This is a genomic window from Collinsella aerofaciens (assembly GCF_018785245.1).
GTDB lineage: Bacteria > Actinomycetota > Coriobacteriia > Coriobacteriales > Coriobacteriaceae > Collinsella > Collinsella aerofaciens_AD.
Genome location: NZ_WQPL01000007.1, coordinates 65239 through 83277, shown reverse-complemented (window position 1 = coordinate 83277; position 18039 = coordinate 65239). Strand labels below are relative to the sequence as shown.

15 protein-coding genes and 2 tRNA genes are annotated in these 18039 nt (G+C 60.1%); 14 read left to right on the top strand and 3 right to left on the bottom strand.

The genetic code is table 11. The annotated features are described in order from the left end of the window. Genes GPK39_RS01820 through GPK39_RS01805 form a run of 4 tightly spaced genes read left to right on the top strand, consistent with a single transcriptional unit; the run spans position 1 to position 3554 of the window. Positions 1-240 carry an exodeoxyribonuclease VII small subunit gene (locus GPK39_RS01820; RefSeq protein ID WP_215673552.1) on the top strand — a complete coding sequence of 80 codons (240 nt, stop codon included), beginning with the start codon at positions 1-3 and terminating at the stop codon, positions 238-240. A gap of 35 nt (positions 241-275) precedes the next feature. Next, positions 276-1079: a TlyA family RNA methyltransferase gene (locus tag GPK39_RS01815; protein ID WP_215673598.1), complete on the top strand. Its 804-nt coding sequence runs from the start codon at positions 276-278 to the stop codon at positions 1077-1079. Beyond that, on the top strand, positions 1076-1936 hold the full coding sequence (locus GPK39_RS01810; protein WP_035138200.1) for an NAD(+)/NADH kinase: 861 nt from the start codon (positions 1076-1078) through the stop codon (positions 1934-1936). Before GPK39_RS01815 ends, GPK39_RS01810 begins: the two co-directional genes overlap by 4 nt. After that, positions 1926-3554, top strand: coding sequence for a DNA repair protein RecN (locus tag GPK39_RS01805; protein ID WP_215673551.1), 1629 nt, complete (start codon positions 1926-1928; stop codon positions 3552-3554). Before GPK39_RS01810 ends, GPK39_RS01805 begins: the two co-directional genes overlap by 11 nt. Before the next feature lie 59 nt (positions 3555-3613). Here GPK39_RS01805 and GPK39_RS01800 read toward each other — a convergent pair whose 3' ends face one another. After that, entirely contained in the window at positions 3614-4471 is an 858-nt protein-coding gene (locus GPK39_RS01800; RefSeq protein WP_252204507.1) for a MurR/RpiR family transcriptional regulator, read from the bottom strand. Between the two features lie 272 nt (positions 4472-4743). Between GPK39_RS01800 and GPK39_RS01795 the strand changes: the two genes are divergently transcribed. From GPK39_RS01795 to GPK39_RS01750, 10 genes are all read left to right on the top strand, one after another. Next, on the top strand, positions 4744-6747 hold the full coding sequence (locus GPK39_RS01795) for a fructose-specific PTS transporter subunit EIIC (RefSeq protein ID WP_215673549.1): 2004 nt from the start codon (positions 4744-4746) through the stop codon (positions 6745-6747). Between the two features lie 527 nt (positions 6748-7274). Continuing rightward, the gene (locus tag GPK39_RS01790) at positions 7275-7538 is read left to right on the top strand and encodes an HPr family phosphocarrier protein (RefSeq protein WP_022094575.1); all 264 of its coding nucleotides are present in this window, start codon (positions 7275-7277) and stop codon (positions 7536-7538) included. Positions 7539-7671: 133 nt separating this feature from the next. Beyond that, a complete protein-coding gene (gene ptsP / locus GPK39_RS01785) occupies positions 7672-9375 on the top strand; it encodes a phosphoenolpyruvate--protein phosphotransferase (protein WP_117800215.1) in 1704 nt (567 codons plus the stop codon). 74 nt (positions 9376-9449) lie between these two features. Further along, positions 9450-10382: a 1-phosphofructokinase family hexose kinase gene (locus GPK39_RS01780; RefSeq protein WP_006233969.1), complete on the top strand. Its 933-nt coding sequence runs from the start codon at positions 9450-9452 to the stop codon at positions 10380-10382. A 189-nt stretch (positions 10383-10571) separates the two neighbouring features. Next, on the top strand, positions 10572-11504 hold the full coding sequence (locus tag GPK39_RS01775) for a 1-phosphofructokinase family hexose kinase (RefSeq protein ID WP_215673548.1): 933 nt from the start codon (positions 10572-10574) through the stop codon (positions 11502-11504). A gap of 195 nt (positions 11505-11699) precedes the next feature. Then, positions 11700-13094, top strand: a complete 1395-nt coding sequence (locus GPK39_RS01770) for a CCA tRNA nucleotidyltransferase (RefSeq protein ID WP_215673547.1) — start codon at positions 11700-11702, stop codon at positions 13092-13094. 127 nt (positions 13095-13221) lie between these two features. Then, positions 13222-13298: transfer RNA gene (locus tag GPK39_RS01765), tRNA-Glu, on the top strand. Between the two features lie 22 nt (positions 13299-13320). Continuing rightward, positions 13321-13397: transfer RNA gene (locus GPK39_RS01760), tRNA-Glu, on the top strand. Positions 13398-13547: 150 nt separating this feature from the next. Further along, positions 13548-14855 (top strand): lysylphosphatidylglycerol synthase transmembrane domain-containing protein, encoded by a 1308-nt coding sequence (locus GPK39_RS01755; RefSeq protein WP_215673546.1) that lies wholly within the window; start codon positions 13548-13550, stop codon positions 14853-14855. Between the two features lie 116 nt (positions 14856-14971). Continuing rightward, complete coding sequence (locus GPK39_RS01750) at positions 14972-15583, top strand: TetR/AcrR family transcriptional regulator (RefSeq protein WP_157757975.1); 612 nt, start codon at positions 14972-14974, stop codon at positions 15581-15583. A 112-nt stretch (positions 15584-15695) separates the two neighbouring features. On the opposite strand, the gene GPK39_RS01745 is transcribed toward GPK39_RS01750, so the two are convergent. Both GPK39_RS01745 and GPK39_RS01740 read right to left on the bottom strand, forming a co-directional pair. Continuing rightward, the gene (locus GPK39_RS01745; protein ID WP_215673545.1) at positions 15696-17012 is read right to left on the bottom strand and encodes an ABC transporter ATP-binding protein; all 1317 of its coding nucleotides are present in this window, start codon (positions 17010-17012) and stop codon (positions 15696-15698) included. Further along, complete coding sequence (locus GPK39_RS01740) at positions 17013-18035, bottom strand: FecCD family ABC transporter permease (RefSeq protein ID WP_215673544.1); 1023 nt, start codon at positions 18033-18035, stop codon at positions 17013-17015. It lies immediately after the preceding gene. Positions 18036-18039 lie beyond the last annotated feature (4 nt).

Genomic DNA, 18039 nt, shown 5'->3' with positions numbered 1-18039 from the left:
ATGCCAGAGGGTTCTGTCCGTAACTTTGATGAGATTTCGGACCGTCTGGATCAGATCATCGCTACCGTTCGCTCCAAGGATACCTCCTTGGAGCGTTCGCTCGATTTGATTGACGAGGCGATTGAGCTGGGCTCCCGCGCGGTCGACATGGTCGACAAGTTTGAGCTGACGCCGCGTGAGGCCGACAAGCTCGAGCAGGAATACGATGAGGATGCGGCAAACGAATCCCAGGATAGCTAGGCCGCATCTCCGGATACGAATGGTTGATGGCATTCATGAAACGCGTGCGTCTTGATGACGAACTGATTTCACAGGGCATCTGCGCCGATCGCGCGGATGCCCTTCGCACTCTTATGGCCGGCTTGGTCTCGAGTGGCGGCGAGCGCTTGACTTCGCCGGGCCTTAAGGTAACCCCGGGCCTGCCGCTGCACGTGAAGGGGCGCATTCCATATGTTGGCCGCGGCGGTCTTAAGCTCGAAGGCGCGCTTGATGCGTTTGGTATCAATCCTACGGGCCTTGCCTGTCTGGATGTGGGCTGCTCTACCGGCGGCTTTACCGATTGCCTGCTCAAGCGCGGAGCTGCGACCGTTGTCTCGGTGGACGTGGGTCGCGCCCAGTTCGATTGGTCGTTGCGTCAGGACGATCGCGTGACGCTGCATGAGCGCACAAACGTGACGCAGCTGCCTGAGCTTGGCTATGCCGGCGCCATCGACCTGGCAGTGTGTGATGTCTCGTTTACCAGCATCGCGAACATTATCGATGCGGTGCTGGCGTGCCTGGCGCCTACGGGTGCATTCTGCACGCTCGTAAAGCCGCAGTTTGAGGCTCCGGCGGCGCTGGTGGGCGAGGGCGGCATTGTGACCGATCCCGCCGTGCGCTGCGATACACTCGTGGCGGCGGTTGAACTCTTTGCTGCTAAGGGCCTCTTCCCGGTCGATGTGTGCGTGTCACCCATTCATGGTGCCAAGGGCAACGTTGAGTTTTTCCTGTACGGCACGAGATTTGACCCCGGCGACCGCTCGCAAGACGAGCTGCAATCCCAGGTATCGGTTATGAGCGAGAAAGCTGCAATGCTATGAAGGTCTTTCTGGTTCCCAATTATTACAAGCAAGAGGCGGTCGAGAGCGGCTTGATGCTCGAGCTTTGGCTGACGCGCCAGGGCTATGAAGTCGCATGGGCTGCCGACCAGCGATCGAAGATTCAAAGCACGCCTGATATTGACGGCTCCGATCTGGTCATTACGCTCGGCGGGGACGGTACGTTGCTGCGCGCTGCCCGCATCCTCAACCATCGCGAGATTCCTATCCTCGGTCTTTCCTATGGTCACCTGGGCTTTTTAACTGCTGCGAGTCCCGAGGAGCGCGACATTCTGCAGGTCGTAAGCGACGCCCTGTCCGGCGAGCTGCATGTGAGCCGTCGCGCCACCATCGCCGCGGATATCGTGTCCGTGCGGGAAGACGGTACGAAGGATGTCGTGCGCACGTTCGCCCTCAACGACATGGCGCTCACGCGCGGCCCCCTGTCCGATATGGTCGAGTTTGACATCACGGTGTCCGGCCACCATATCGATCGCCTGCGTGGCGACGGCGTGGTCGTGTCCACGGCGACCGGCTCCACTGGCTATGCACTATCCGCAGGCGGCCCCATCGTGAGCCCCGACTATACGGGCATGGTCTGCGTACCCATTGCGCCGCACACCATTCAGGCCCGCGCCTTCTTGACTTCGCCGAGCGATGTCGTCGAGATCTTTATGTCCGATGATCGCCCGAGCGTTCCGGCGATCGCCATCGATGGACAATTTATTACCTGTGATGGCACGGTCGAGAGCGTGGCTGTGCGTCGTGGTCCCGGCGATGTGCTGCTGCTGGATTACGGTCCCGAGAGCTTCTATAACTCGGTGAGCCGCGTGTTCTACGGAGTCCGTCATGATCGATGAGCTGCAGGTTTATAACATTGCACTCATTCGCGAGGCGACGCTGGTGCCGAGTGCCGGCCTGACTGTCCTGACTGGCGAGACTGGCGCCGGCAAGACCGCGCTGCTCTCGGCCCTCAAGCTTATTTTGGGCGAGCGTGCGGATTCGTCGACGGTGCGCGAGGGCGAGGCGCTCGCGAGCGTCGAGGCACGCCTGTTTGACGGCCCGCACGACACGGAGGGCTTCACCGTGCAGCGCAGCCTTTCTGCCGAGGGCCGCAGCCGCGTGAAGATTGACGGCCGAATCGCCAGTGTGCGCGAGCTTTCGGAGCGCGTTGGCGTGATGATGGATCTGTGCGGCCAACACGAGCACCAGCGCTTGCTCGATCCGGCGCATCATGTTGCGATGGTCGATGCCTGGGCAGGGCGCCCTGCACTCGAGGCGCTCGAGCACTACCGCGCCTGCTTTAAGGCTTCGCGCGCTGCCGCTAAGGAGGTTCGACGTGTCGAAGAGGCCTCGCGTGCGCAGGGGAGCCTCGTCGAGGAGGCGCGCTTTGCGCTCGAGCGCATCGGCGAGGTCGACCCCAAACCGGGCGAGTATGAGGAACTCGAGGAACTGCTGCCGCGCTCCGAACATGCCGAGGTACTGGTTGCCACGGCTAACGATGCCCATGGATCGCTTGCCGCCGAAGGGGGAGCGCTCGATGCCGTGAACAGCGCCGTGGCAGAGCTTTCCCGCATGGCTACCGTCGATCGCAAACTGGGCGATATTGCCGATGCGCTTTCGGATGCCTGTATTTCCCTTGAGGATTGCGCGAACGAGCTTCGTGCCTATCGCGATGGGGTCGCCTTCGATCCTCGCGAGCTCGCTCGCATGCGCGAGCGGTATTCCGACCTCAAGGGCCTGCTGCGTCAGTGGGGTCCGACCATGGACGATGTCTTTGCCATGCGCGACCGCTCACAAGAGCTGCTGTCGCTGGTCGATGATGGCGATGAACAGATCAAAAAGGCGCGTGAGGCACTCGGGAGCGCCGAGCGCGAGCTGTTCGCTGCTGCCAGGGCACTTAAGCGCGCTCGCAATACGGCGGCCCCGCGCTTCTGCCACGAGGTCGGCCGCCAGATGGCTCGCTTGGAGATGGGCGGTGCCGAGCTCGTCTGGGAGTCGCGCGATCTTCCCCGTGCTGAGTGGACGCCCGTTGGTCCTTCGAGCTACGAGCTGCTATACCGCAGCGGTGCCGGCTTGACGCCACGTCCCCTGCGCCGCATTGCGTCGGGCGGCGAGCTCAGCCGCGTCATGCTGGCAAGCAAGGTCGTCCTCGGTAACGCGGACGGTGTTGATACGCTGGTGTTTGACGAGGTCGATGCCGGTGTCGGTGGCTCCACGGCGCGTGCGCTCGCGGGCGTGCTGGCAGATCTCGCCGCTACGCATCAGGTGATTGTCGTAACCCACTTGGCGCAGGTCGCCGTCATGGCTGACAAGCATTATGTCGTCAGCAAGGAACCGGGCGATGTTCCCCAGACGCATTTGGACGAGGTAACCGGCGAAACGCGTACCGCCGAGATCGCCCGCATGTTGAGCGGCGATCAATCGGAGGCGAGCTTGGCGCATGCCAAGCAGATGCTTGAAGAAGCTCGAGGTTAGGTCGTATCAGCGGTGTTGGTGGGACAAAATAGACTGAATTTTTTGTCCCACTTCGCGTTTTACTCCACGACCTTATCCGGTTGGATGAGCTCTTCGTAGTAGCTGATATGCTCTCGGGCGTCCTCGATTTCGGGCAGCAGGAAGTTGTAGATGACCTCTATGATCATCGTGGCGCTCATCTTGGAGAATGCGAAGTCACCCGTTGTCAGCAGCGCTTCGTGATTGACGGTATTAAAGGTGTAGTCGGCGAGGCGCGCAAGTGGAGACTTGCTATCGCTGCTGATGACGACTACGGTTGCGCCGCAGTTGCGAGCCGCTTTTGCCATGCGATTCAGTCGGCGCGATTTGCCGGAGTTTGAGATTAGCACGATGACGTCACCCGGGCGCAACGTGAGCGCAAAGCCGATTGATGTCTCGCTAATGGTACTCGTCATGCAGCGCAGGCCCAGCTGCGAAAACTTAAATGTCGCGTCGAGCGCGACCGCGTTTGTATTGCCCACGGCGGCGAACTCAATAACGCCGGCATTCTTAAGCGCGTGTACAACTGCGGCCAACGTGTCGTGATCAATGCCGTCGATGGTCGCATTAAGCTCACTCACCTTGGCGGCGAGGATATTTTTAAGGCTCTGCTCCATGTTGTCGAGTGAGACCTCGTCGGTCAGGCCCTCGTTGCGCTGACTCTCTAAGTCGCGCGCCAACGAAAACTGAAAGCTGCGGAAGCTGCCAAAGCCCAGCTTGCGGCAGAAACGCGAAACGGTCGCCTCGGACGTGGCGGCAGCGCGCGAGAGCTGAGCGGCCGTGAGGCGTGGCGCCTCGGACTGGTGCTCCAATATATAGTCGACAATGCGCTGCTCGGACTCGCTGTATCCCTGATGGGTACTAATGAGGGAAAGTGCGCTCTTGCTACTATCGGTCATGGATGGCTCCTGGTTGGCATGAAAATCTAGCTTGATTTGCAATGCCATAGTATACGGGCATTTTCAATTACAAGATACACCTTGCCGTTTCAAGTGTTGATGGTAAACTTTCACTTGCCGTTTACGGTTATGAAAGAACCTTTCACCGGAGAATTGCGCCTTGTCTCTTCTCACGCGGACGGTAGGTTGGTATCTTTCAAGTGTGGAAAAACGCGCATCGAAGCGCGTGTAGGGGAGCGCCCGCGGGCGCTGTACTCAAGAAGGAGGGACACATGGCTAAGTTTGACATCATCGCCGCGACCGGTTGCCCGACCGGCATTGCGCACACCTTCATGGCGAAGGAGGCGCTGGAGAAGGCTGCTGCCGAGCGAGGTCTGACCATTAAGGTCGAGACTCATGGCCAGGTCGGCGTCGAGAACGAGCTCACCAAGAGCGAGATCGCCGGTGCCAAGGCCGTCGTTGTCGCAGCCGATAAGGATGTCCAGGCTGAGCGTTTCGCCGGTAAGCCCATGGTTTCCGTTGGTGTTTCCAAGGCCCTGTCTGTCGAGGCTGCTGGTAAGCTGATCGACCGCGCGCTCGCCGCCAAGGGCGACGACACGGTTGCCGCCGCCGCCGATGTCGAGGACGAGGTCGAGGAGAAGGAGTCCATCGGCCACGTCATCTACAAGCACCTCATGAACGGCGTCAGCCACATGCTGGTCTTCGTCGTTGCCGGTGGTGTTCTGACCGCCATTTCGTTCCTGTGGGGCATCACGTCCTTTGATTCGACGGCTGCCGACTACAACAGCTTTGCTGCGATGCTCAAGATCATCGGCGGCATCGCCATGAACCTTATGGTTCCGGTGCTTTCCGCCTACATCGCCGAATCCATCGGCAAGCGCCCGGCGCTCGTCCCCGGTTTCGTTGCCGGTATGATTGCCATCCAGGGCCTGCCTGTTAACGCCGAGACCGGCATGATCGACGCCGGTGGCGCCGGCGTGGGCTTCGGCTTCCTGGGCGGCATCGTCGGCGGCTTCCTCGCCGGCTATGTCATCCTGCTGCTCGAGAAGGTCTTTGCCGGTCTGCCCAAGAACCTGGACGGCCTCAAGGCTATCTTCCTGTACCCGCTGTTCTCGACGGCTATCGTCGGCCTGGTCATGCTCGGCATTTCCGGCCCCATGGCTGCCATCAACACCGCCATGATGGACTTCCTCAAGGGCCTGTCCGCCTCTGGAGCCGTTGTCCTGGGTCTTGCCATCGGCTGCATGTGCGCCTTTGACATGGGCGGCCCGGTCAACAAGGCTGCTTACGTTACCGGTACCGCTATGCTCACCGAGGCACTGGCCGCCGGTGTTGGCACCGATACCTACAACTTCGGCACCAACTTCATGGCTGCCGTTTCCGCCGCCTGCATCGTTCCGCCGCTGATCACCACCTTCGCCGTCGTTGTCGGCAAGAAGTACTTCAGCCAGGAGGACCATGACGCCGGTGTCGTCAACCTCATCCTTGGTTGCACCCACATCACCGAGGGCGCCATTCCGTTCATGACCAAGAACATCTGGCCCGTCATGCCCATCATGATGCTCGGTTCTTCTATCGCTTCGATCCTGACCATTATGTTCAACGTTCACGATCCGGCGCCTCACGGTGGCTTCCTGGTCCTGCCCGTTGTCGAGAACGGTCCGCTGTGGGTTCTCGCGATCCTCATCGGCGCTGTGGTCGGTGGCATCCTGTTCGTGGCCTTTAAGAAGTACGACTTCGAGAAGAACCAGAAGCCCGCTCCTGCAGCCAAGCCGGTTGAGGCTCCCAAGGCCGCTGCCGTCGAGGCCCCCAAGGCCGAGGCTGCCGACTTCGTTAAGGTCGAGAATGTCTTTGTTGCCGAGGACTTCGCTTCTCGTGACGAGGCTCTGAGCTTCGTTTCCAACCAGGCTGTCAAGGCCGGTATCGCCAGCGACGCCGACGCCGTGTTGAACGCCTTCCTGGCCCGCGAGGCCGAGGGCACCACGGGCATGATGGAGGGCTTCGCCATCCCGCATGCCAAGTCCGACGCCATTACCGAGGCTGCTGTTATCGTCGTCAAGGACGAGTCCGGCGTGACCGGTTGGGACACCATGGACGGCGCTCCCGTCAACGTGGCTATCGCCCTGCTCATCCCCGGTGCCCAGGCCGGCACTACGCACCTCAAGATCCTGTCTAAGGTCGCCGAGGCGCTCATGGACGAGGACTTCCGTGCCACTGTCAAGGGTTCAACCGACGCCGCCGAGATCGCCAAGACGATCAACGCCCGCCTGGTCTAATCCAGCAGTTAGCGAATAACATCGCCCCCTGTATATAAGGCGGAGTCCCTCTCCAGGGCCTCCGCCTTTTTTTCTATCCCTCCCATAAGTTGCGGTGAAATAGGGACTGTTTAAACGATTCAACCCCAAATTCAGTCCCTATTTCACCGCAATTTACAAAAGGGCATAGAGGGGGCTACCTCTCGAGTCTTTGTCGCGAACAGATCATCAGCCAGATTTCCGTTTGCACGATATTGCTCTGGACCGACCGAGTTTCCGCAGCTCGCCCGCCGGGCGGGGCGATTAAGTTTGTCGCGAGTTCCGCACGCAAAGGAAAGCACTTAAAGTGCTTTCCATCTTGCGCAGGACTGTAGAGCAGCAAACTTAATCGCCCCGCCCGGCGGGCGAGCGCAGGGATACGACATCTGTCCAACAATTCGTGTGAAACACAATGAAAAACCGTTTGATGTGAGTTAATATAAACAACGTCGTGAATCTGACTCCTGCCACATACATGACAGGGGTTAAACACAAAAAAGGAGTCAACTATGGTTTCTGAGAAGGCTACCCTCGTTAATCCTCAGGGTCTGCACATGCGTCCGGCTGGTCTGTTCGCCTCCACCATGGGCAAGTACGCCTGTGACGTGACGGTCGTCACCCCCGAGAAGGAGGTCAACGGCAAGTCCCCGATGGCCCTCATGGCTGCTGGTATCCCCTGCGGTACCGAGGTCGAGGTCAAGTGCGACGGCGCCGACGAGGCCGAGGCTCTGGCTGCTGCCATCGAGCTCATCAAGAGCGGTCTTGGCGAGTAGAACTCAAACGGGTCGCATGTTGAACAACTAAGTTCATATTTGGGGGCGCAGTGACCTGTTGTAAGGTAACTGCGCTCTTTTGTCATGGATATGGCAAAACGCTTTATCACATGACACGGAGAGAGGAATGGGAATGTATCAGGGAGTCAACGCTTCCGAGGGCATCGGTATCGGCACCGTCATGGTCGCCGTCGATCCCGACTTGACGTTTGAGCCGCACGAGGTTGCTGATTCGGCAGCAGAGAAGGAGCGCTATCAGTCCGCTCTTTCGGTCTTCTGCGAGAAGACCCAGGCTCAGGCCGACCACATGAAGGAGACGGTGGGCGAGGCCGAGGCCGAGATCATGAGCGGACACATTGTTCTGGCTCAGGATCCGGGTATGACCGACGCCATCAACGCCGCCATTGACGGCGGTACCTGCGCCGAGCAGGCGCTCATGGACACCTCGACCATGTTCGAGAACATGTTCCTGTCCATGGACGACGAGATGTTCCGTCTTCGCGCGGCTGACATCGCCGACATCCGCACCGGTATTCTGGCCGAGCTGCTGGGCAAGGAGGTCGTCGACCTCTCCGTCCTGCCCGAGAACACTGTCGTTGTCGTGCACGACCTCACGCCGTCCATGACCGCCACGATCGATAAGGCCCACGTTGCCGGTATCGTCACCGAGACCGGTGGCCGCACGTCGCACTCCGCGATCATTGCGCGAGCCCTCGAGATCCCGGCTGTCCTTTCGGTCTCCAACAGCTGCACCGCACTGCGCAACGGCATGACCGTTGTCGTCGACGGCGGCAAGGGTATCGTCGAGGCCGATCCCGACGAGGAGACGCTCGCTGCCTACACCGCCAAGGCCGAGGCCTTCGCTGCCGAGAAGGCAGCCCTCGAGGCCTTCCGTGGCAAGCCGTCCGTGACTGCTGATGGCATCAAGAAGATCATCGCCTGCAACATCGGTAACCCCGATGACGTGCCCAACGCGCTCGATCACGACGCCGAGGCTATCGGTCTGTTCCGCTCCGAGTTCCTGTTCATGGACTCTGCTGAGCTTCCTTCCGAGGAGGAGCAGTTCAACGCCTACCGTAAGGTCGCCAGCGCGCTCAAGGGTGCTCCGGTCATCATCCGCACGCTCGATGTGGGTGGCGACAAGGAGATTCCGTATCTGCATATGGTCAAGGAAGAAAACCCCTTCATGGGCTTCCGCGCCGTGCGTTACTGCTTGGCCAATCCCGACCAGTACAAGGTCCAGCTCCGCGCTCTGCTGCGCGCTAGCGCCTTCGGTGACGTCAAGATCATGATCCCGCTCGTCACCTGCGTCGAGGAGGTCTTGGCTGTCAAGGAGCTCGTCGAGCAGTGCAAGGCCGAGCTGACCGAAGAGGGGCGCAAGTTCAACGAGAACATCGAGGTCGGCATCATGGTCGAGACGCCCGCCGCTTCGCTGCTCGCAGACCGTCTTGCCGAGGTCGCCGACTTCTTCTCCATCGGCACCAACGACCTGATCGGCTACACCATGTGCGCCGACCGTGGCAACGACACCATCTCCAACCTGTACCAGGTTTACTATCCCGCCGTGCTCCGCTCGCTCAAGAACATCATCGAGAGCGGCGTGAAGGCCGGCATCATGGTCGGTATGTGCGGCGAGGCCGCTGCCGATCCGCTGCTCGAGCCGCTGCTGATCAGCTGGGGCCTGGAGGAGTTCTCGATGAGTGCTCCGTCGATCCTGCGCGCCCGTAAGACCATCAGTCAGTGGACCAAGGCCGAGTGCGACGAGCTCGCCGAGAAGGCGCTCGCCTGCAACACCGCCGCCGAGGTCAAGGCACTGCTCGAGTCCGCAGCTCGCTAATTTGGTATCAGAGGTAACCGCGTGGTTGGAATGGGCCGGCCACGCGGCCCTCACATATACAGGGGGTACTGTAAATGTTCTACACGCTAACCGCTAACCCGGCTGTCGACATGACGGTTTCGAGCTCTCCGCTCGAGCCCGACGAGAACGTCCGCACCGGTTCGGCCAGCTACACGGCTAACGGCAAGGGCCTCGACGTGTCCTTCGCCTTTAAGAAGATGGGCGTCGACACCGTCGCGCTCGGCTTCTTCGCTGGCTTCACGGGCAAGTTCATCGTCGAGGAGGTCATGAACCTGGGTTGCCTCTGCCGCCCGGTCTGGACCGACGGTATCACGCGCATTAACACCTACGTCAACGATGGCCAGCACGAGTACGGCATCCTGAACCCCGGCGCCCCGATCACGCCGCAGCACCAGGAGGAGCTCTACAACATCCTGGACACCGCGGGCGATCTCGAGTGCCTGATCGTCTCCGGCTCCGTGCCTCCCAAAGCTACGCCCGACTTCCTGGCTCAGGTCATGGAGCACGCTCAGGCTCGTGGCGCTGACGTCGTCCTGGACCTGTCCTCCGACAAGCTCAAGGAGCTCGCTCACAAGAAGCCGCTGCTCATCAAGCCGAACCATCACGAGATGAAGGCCATCTTCGGCGTGCCGGTCGACACCGACGACGAGGTTCGTGTCGCCATGAAGATGGCTCACGACGCTGGCGTTCAGAACGTGCTGCTCACCCGTGGTAGCCGCGGCGACGCTTACTTCTCCAACGGCGAGGACATCTGGTACGCCAAGCGTGAGTTCAACATCAAGCTGGTCTCTTCCGTCTGCGCCGGCGACTGCACCCTCGCTGCGTTCCTGCACAAGTGGTACAGGGATCGCGACAACGTCGAGGAGGCCATGAAGCTCGCTATGGCCACCGGCGCCAACGTTGCCGAGTCCGTCGGCATTGGTGACTTCGGTCACGTCGACGAGTACAGCAAGCGCGTTGCTGTCCGCAAGCTCGATCGTCAGTAATCGAAACGCGACATATTCGTGCGCATGCGGCGCCCCGGTTTCGGCCGGGGCGCCTTTTTTGTTCCGCCATGGGGGAGAGGTGTCCTGCCGTACTTCATCGCTTCCACACCGTTCACCGAGTTGTCCTAGCCTTTTACCGATGCGTGTAATATACTTTCATTAACACGTTGCTTCGTGAAAGGAACATTCATGATTTACACGCTCACTGCAAATCCCGCCATTGATTACAACATCGCCTGCGACGGCCTTACTGCCAATACCGTCACGCGTACCCGCAATGCCGTCTACACGCCCAACGGCAAAGGCCTCAACGTCTCGTTTACGCTTGACCACTATGGTGTCGACACCACGATCCTGGGTTTCTTCGCCGGCTTCTCGGGTGAGTTTATCGTTAAGGGCGCCGAGGCCCTGGGCGTGCCCGTCAAGCCCGTGTGGACCGACGGTATTACGCGCGTCAATGTGTTCCTCAACGCCGGTCCCGACACCGAGTACAACATGGTCAATGCCGGTGCCGCCATCAATGAGGCCAACGAGCAGGAGATGTTTGAACTTATCGATTCGCTCGATGACATGACCTGCCTGGTCATCAGCGGCTCGCTGCCTCCCAACACTTCCGAGGGCTTCTTGGCCGAGGTCCTGCGCCGTGTCAAGGCCAAGGGGGCCGAGTTCGTCCTCGACATCTCGAGCCATCAGCTGGCAGACCTCATTGCTCTGGAGCCACTGCTGATCAAGCCCAATGACGACGAGCTGCTTGACATCTTTGGCATCAAGGTGAGCGGTGGCGACGACGAGTCCCTCAAGGGCGCTATGGCCGAGCTGCACGCCAAGGGCGCCAAGAACGTGCTGCTGACCCTTGGTGGCGCCGGTGCGTACTTCTCCAACGGCGAGCATATCTGGTTTGCCAACCGCACCTTCGACGTCAAGCTGCTGTCGACGGTGTGCGCCGGCGATTCCTCGCTCGCTGCCTTCCTGTCCGTGTGGCACGACGCCCCCGAGCGCGTCGAGGACGCCCTGCGCCTTTCGATGGCCACTGGCGCCAACGTGGTCGAGTGCCCCGGTCTGGGTGATTTTGCCAAGGTGGACGAATATAAGAAGCATATCGAGGTTCGCCAGGTCTGCTAGCAGCATCGATACGTCGTTGCCGAACACCCGCTTTGGATTACCAAGGCGGGTGTTTTTTGCGCGCTGAACGTATGTGGCGTCTGCTGTCTCGCTTTATCGAATCGACGACGCGATTGCGTGTGCGCGCTTTCTCGTTTCTTGTTAGACTTCTTGAGAACCATCGATTAACGCTCACAAGTGCAGGAGGCCATAGGCATGTGCAATGTTTCGCTCAACGGTACTCAACCGTCCGATGCGTCCCTGCGCGTCCTGCGCGCGCTTGAGGCGGCTGGTCTTGAGGCTTGGTACGTGGGCGGTTGGGTGCGTGACGCCCTGATGGGGTGCCCCAGCCACGATGTTGATATGTGCTGTAGCGGCCTGTGGCAGGATTCCAAAACGGCGCTCGAGGCCGCTGGTTTCGCGGTCGTGGAGTCGGGCATTAAATTTGGCGGAATCACGGCTATTTCCGATGGCGAGCGTATCGAGGTCACCACGTACCGTCTGGATGGCTTCTATACCGATGGGCGTCATCCTCAGAGTGTCGAGCGTGCCGCCTCGCTCGAGGACGATTTGGCGCGCCGCGACTTTACCGTCAACGCCATGGCCTGGCATCCCGAGCGCGGGCTTGTCGACCGCTACGACGGCCAGGGTGACTTGGAGCGCAAGCTGATTCGCGCTGTCGGCGATCCCAAGCGTCGCTTTAACGAGGACGCCCTGCGCATGCTGCGTGCGGTGCGCTTTGCCTGCCGTCTGGACTTTATGATTGAGCCCGAGACCAAACGTGCGCTTGCCGAGTGCGCGCCGCTGCTCGATGCCGTGGCGCGTGAGCGTGTGGGTATTGAGCTCGAGGGCATTCTTTCGACCGGTCATGGGGGAGACGCGATGCTCCGCTATCCCGAGCTCATCTGCGCCGCCGTGCCCGAGTTGGCAGCGGGTCGCGGGTTTGATCAGCGCAGTGTCTATCATGCGTTTAACGTCTACGTGCATATCGCCCGTGTGCTGACGGTGGCGGGGGAACTCGCGCTGTGTGACGGCGTCGCGCCCTCGTCGAGCCTTATGTGGGCGGCGTTTTTGCACGATGTGTCCAAGCCCGAGTGCTTCACGGTCGACCATGCCGGTAGCGGACACTTCTACGGTCATCCCGAGCTCGGCGCCAAGAAGGCGCGCGTCATTATGGATCGCCTGGCGCTCTCGCACGACTTGGTGCGCGACGTGTGCCTGCTCATCAAATACCATGACAAGCCGCTGCGCCCCGAGCGCTCCTGTCTGCTCAATATGATGCGCGCGCTTTCGGGTGAGGGCGTCGACACGGCCCGCCTGATTGACGAGCTCATGGACCTTAAGCGTGCCGACACACTTGGCAAGGCCCCGTCGTGCTTCTATTACGTTGAGACGATTGAGGAGATGCGCGCGATGGCGCACGAGCTGCTGAGGGCGGGGGAGCCCTATACGCTTAAGATGCTCGCCATCAACGGCGGCGACCTGATCCGTGCTGGAGTCAAGCCCGGGCCGGAACTGGGGCAGCTTCTCAACTCCGCCCTCGACGCCGTGATCGAAGACAACATTCCCAACGATCGCGAAGCTCTTTTGGTCCATCTCAACTTGAATTAGCTACCTAGTTTACCTGCGTGTTCCATAACCTGCCGACAATTTTTCGGCAATTTGGAATTTCTTCTTGCGCTGACGTTTTTTGTCCCGTAATATATTTCCTCGCAGCACGGCAGTGCAGATGTCATGTGGCCCGTTCGTCTAGCGGTTTAGGACGCCGCCCTCTCAAGGCGGAGATCACCAGTTCGAATCTGGTACGGGCTACCACTTCTTTTCTGCTGAGGCTTATGGCCCGTTCGTCTAGCGGTTTAGGACGCCGCCCTCTCAAGGCGGAGATCACCAGTTCGAATCTGGTACGGGCTACCACGCATCTGATACCCGGACTTCCTATGGAAGGCCGGGTTTTTTATTTTCAAACAACCGTCTGCAATTCCCGTTTGAACCAGAGCTTTGCGTTCTGCCTATGGCCCTTACGGGTACAATATCCAAGATATTTTGACTGTTAGAAGGAGTCTCATGACGGAGTCCTCTCAGCATACGTCTAAGCCCCAGGTCGAGGTTGAGGCCTCGGGCGGAGATGACAATAAGAGCGCACGCCGCGGCGCCATCTTTATCGGCGCCGTACTGGTGGGTTATATCGTCTATCTGGTGGTAACCGGGCAGATGGGGCAGTTCTGGGCCGCTATGTCGAGCGTCCAAGCGCCGTGGCTTGCTGCTGCATGCTTTTGCATGTTCCTGTACCTGTTCTTTGGCATTGTGGCCTATGCGATCGCCGTCTGGCTCGACCCCAATTCACCCGTTGGCATTCGCGACCTGATCTCGGTCGAGGCGAGTGGCATCTTCTTTGGCAACCTCACACCTATGATGATGGGCTCGACTCCCGCCCAAATCTACCGCCTGACCAAGGCGGGCCAAAATGTCGGCGAGGCCGGAGCCACGCAGTTCACGCGCTTTATCGTGTATCAGTTTGGCCTCGTTGCCTGGGGCGCTATCCTACTGCTTGCTCGCATGCCGTTTTTTGCCGAGCGCTATGGCGACATGACGCTGCTGTGCGTCTTTAGCTTTGGTGGGCACTGCTGCATCTTGCTTGGCATCTTCGCCGTCGCTCTCATGCCTAAGACCGTCACGCGCGTCGCCCATTGCATCATCAATTGGCTCGAGCGCATTGGTGTCTCGGCTACTAAGATCGAGGGTTGGCGCACGTTTGTCGATGGCGAGATCTACTCCTTCTCCGAGAAGTTCAAGCTTTCGGCCGGACATTTTTCTTCCATGCTGCTCACCGTGTTTATCACCATGCTGCAGCTCGCGTTTTTCTATCTGGTGCCGTATTTCCTGATGCTTGCCTTTGGCCACCACGAGGTCGACTTTTTCTCGGTCATGGCCGCGAGCGCCTTTGTCCAGCTGCTGAGCTCTGCGGTTCCCTTGCCCGGTGGAACTGGTGGTGCTGAGGGCGGCTTTGCATTGTTCTTGGGTCATTTCTTTGGGTCGGCTTCGACCGCTGGCTATCTGCTGTGGCGCCTCATTACGTTTATTGCGCCGACCATTTTGGCTGCGCCCCTGCTGGGACTTAAGAGCGCCCACAACGAGAGCATCCATGCGCGTTGGGATCGTGTGATGCGCAAGCTCGGCCGCACGCCTCAGACGCCCTCTGCGCCCACTAAGCCGCACCCCACGAATGCTGTTACCGTTGATCCCAAGAAGCGCGCTCAGAAGGCTTCTGGGACCGCTAAGCCGGCTCATAAAGCCTATGTGCGCCAGACAGGCGATGGTATTCGCGTATCTCCGTCGGCACTCAATAAGAAGAAGCATCCCAAGTCGCAGTAGGGCAGTCGTGCGTTCTTCATGATGCGGGGCATATTTGTGCTGTATGGGGGATAATCCTCTTACGTAGATTATCTCTCATCTGTTGATGAATGCTCGCATATCGAAGGGACACGCCCATGGCAACCAGCAAACCGCGTCTTGACCGCCGCATCGTTCGCAGCCGTAATGCCATCCTTTCGGCTTTCGAGCGCCTGCTCATGGAAAAGCCGCTGGCAGACATTACGGTGAGTGCCATCGCGCGCGAGGCCAATGTCGACCGCAAAACCTTCTACGTGCACTTTGGCACGGTTGACGGCCTGCTCGATGCCATTGCCGTCGATGTGGTGGAGATGATTGTCGACTCGGTCGAGAAAACGCTTGCTTCCATGGACGGCGACACCAACGAGCGCGCCTTGGGCGCGGCGGCGACCTTCTTTAAAACCGTTAACGAGGCACTGTGCAACAACTTGGTGCTCAATCGTCAGCTGATCGAGAACATTCCGCTCGATGATTTTATGGCTCGTCTTCGTGCGCCGCTCGAGCACGAGATTGCCGAGCGCGATCTGCTGCCTCAAGGTCTCAAGGACGAGATGTTCGACTACTATCTGGCGTTTTTGCTGTCGGGCATTATCGGTATCTATCGCACGTGGGCGCTGTCTGACGGTTCGGTTCCCATCGAGCGCGTCTCTGAGGTCGCCAACGATCTGACTCTCAATGGTCTGTCGAGTCTGGAATCTCGCTTGGATTAGGCTTAGTTGGGCTCGTCGGCGTGGAAATTCCTGTTCACGAGGTTCTCCGGTGCCTTGTAGACCTCGCCGGCGTAGGAGCTGTAGCCTGAGGATCCTTAAAAGAAAGTCCAGTTTATTCTTCCCACTCCAAATGGGAATCCTCCGATGCGCCTTCGCACGCTCGCATGACCTCGATACCATGCGAGCGTGCAAACTCGACGAGCTCTGCGTTGCGGGCGTTTATGGTGCCGAAGGCGGCGGGGCACACGATAAGGCACGCGCAGTGGACGAGGAGCTCTTTGGCGCGGGCTATGGTTTTATCCCCGATCGGCTCGAAGGCGCGCTCGGCCACGCATTCCGTCGCCAGGTCGCGCGCGAGCTCGCAGTCGATGTCCCCTTCGTGCAGAACGCCCGCGTAGAACGCCTTGCCCTGCCGGATGAGCTGGCGAAACACAGCCGACCCCGTACCTGCGCCGGCGATGACGAACGTGTGCGCATCGCCGTGCGGGCGCCCAATTTCCACGCTGCCGAAGCGCTCGTTGAAGGTGCCATGTTGAAGGCCGTAGAGCTCGCCAATCATCTCGCGCGTGAATATGTCCTCGGGTGCGCCGGCGCGGAAGACCCGGCCGTCCTTCACGCAAATCACCTTGTCGGCGCTTTTCTGCGCGAGCTCGAGTTCGTGGATGGACATGATGACAGCCACATTCCGCGATTTCGCAAGGTGGCGAAGTATTCGCAGCAGGTCGATCTGGTAGCGGATATCGAGATACGACGTGGGCTCGTCGAGCACGAGCACACGCGGATCCTGCGCGATGGCGCGTGCGAGCATGACGCGCTGGCGTTGCCCGTCGCTTATCTGCATGAAGTCGCGCTCGGCGAGCTCTTCCACATGTGCGGTTTTCATGGCCTCGTCGACCCGACTATGGTCGTCGGGCGAGAGTGTACCCATTCGCCCGGTGTAGGGATGCCTTCCCGCCCCTACGATATCGCGGCAGGTGAGGAGCTCGGTCCGGGGGCGATCTGTCAGCATAACGGCAAGGTTCCTTGCGAACTCCGCCGTCTTCCATCTGGAAATCTCCCGCCCGTCGAGCTCGACCGCGCCGGCAAGCGGTGCCAGATGGCGTGTGATGGTTTTCAAGATGGTCGACTTGCCCGAGCCGTTCGGCCCGATGAGTGCCACGACGTCGCCCGCGCGAACCTCCAGATCGACGCCTTCGACTACGACCTTCTTGTCGTAGCCCGCCGACAGGTCGCTTATGCGGAAAAGCGGCGCTCCGTCAGCCTGCGTTGCGACCTGGGTTTCGAGGTTCGACTCCGCTCGGAGGAGGCGTCCCGCGCGCAGTTCCGCACGAGCCGAAAGCGCCTTCTGGCGCTTTCGTGCGAGCTTAGGACTGTTTAAGCATGGAATGTCCCCTCCGAGCGTTTTGGGCTGCGGCACGAATTTCCCCATCTACCTCACCCGCTTCTTCAACATGAGTGCGATAACCACCGGCGCGCCGAAGATGGCGGTGACGGCGCTGATGGAAAGCTCGACGGGGGAGAACAGCGTGCGCGCGATCAAATCGCAGCCCGCGCAGAAGATGGCGCCTCCCAAGAAGCACGCAGGAATCACGCGGATGGGCTTCGACGACTTCAGCGCCGACTTCACGAGATGCGGAACCGCGATGCCTACGAACGACACCGGACCAGCGAATGCGGTCACGCAGGCGGAGAGCATGCTCGCTAGAAGGACGAGCACCACGCGGAAGCGTGCGACGTTCACTCCGACGCTTTTTGCGTAGGCTTCTCCCAGCTGGAAGGCGGAAAGGGGCTTCGATATCGCGAATACGCATGCGCTCACGGTGATCACCACGACCGCGATGACCGCGATGTCGTCCCAGCTCGAACCGGAGAAGCTACCCAAAGACCAGTTGTGCAGGTTCACGATGGACTGGTCGTCGGCGAAGGCGATAAGGAAGTTCGTCGCCGCCGAGCAGATGTATCCCACCATGACGCCCGCCACGATGAGCATGGCCATGGAACTTATGCGCCGTGCGATGAGGAGCACGAAGCCGATGGTGATAAGCGAGCCCAGAAACGCTGCGGCCACCATGGCCGGCGAGGACATGGCCTGGTTTGCGCCCAGAAGTACGATCATCGTAAGCGCGACGACGAACTTTGCGCCCGAGGAGACGCCCAAGATGAACGGGTCGGCGATGGGATTGTTGAAAAACGTCTGCAGCAGGAACCCGGAGAGGGAAAGCGCCCCGCCGAGAAGCACGGCTGAAAGCACACGCGGCAGGCGAATCTCCCAGATGACTTGGCTTTCCATGGAATTGGCCGCGCCGCCCGAAAGGATGCCGGGGACGTGGTCTGCGGGCACGAGCACGCTCCCGACGCACAGGTTGGCCCCGACGAGCACGATGAGTGCAACAGCGAGCAGCGCCGTCACGACGCGACACCGCGCGGCGCGCCCCGATTCGTCGTATGTCATGGAA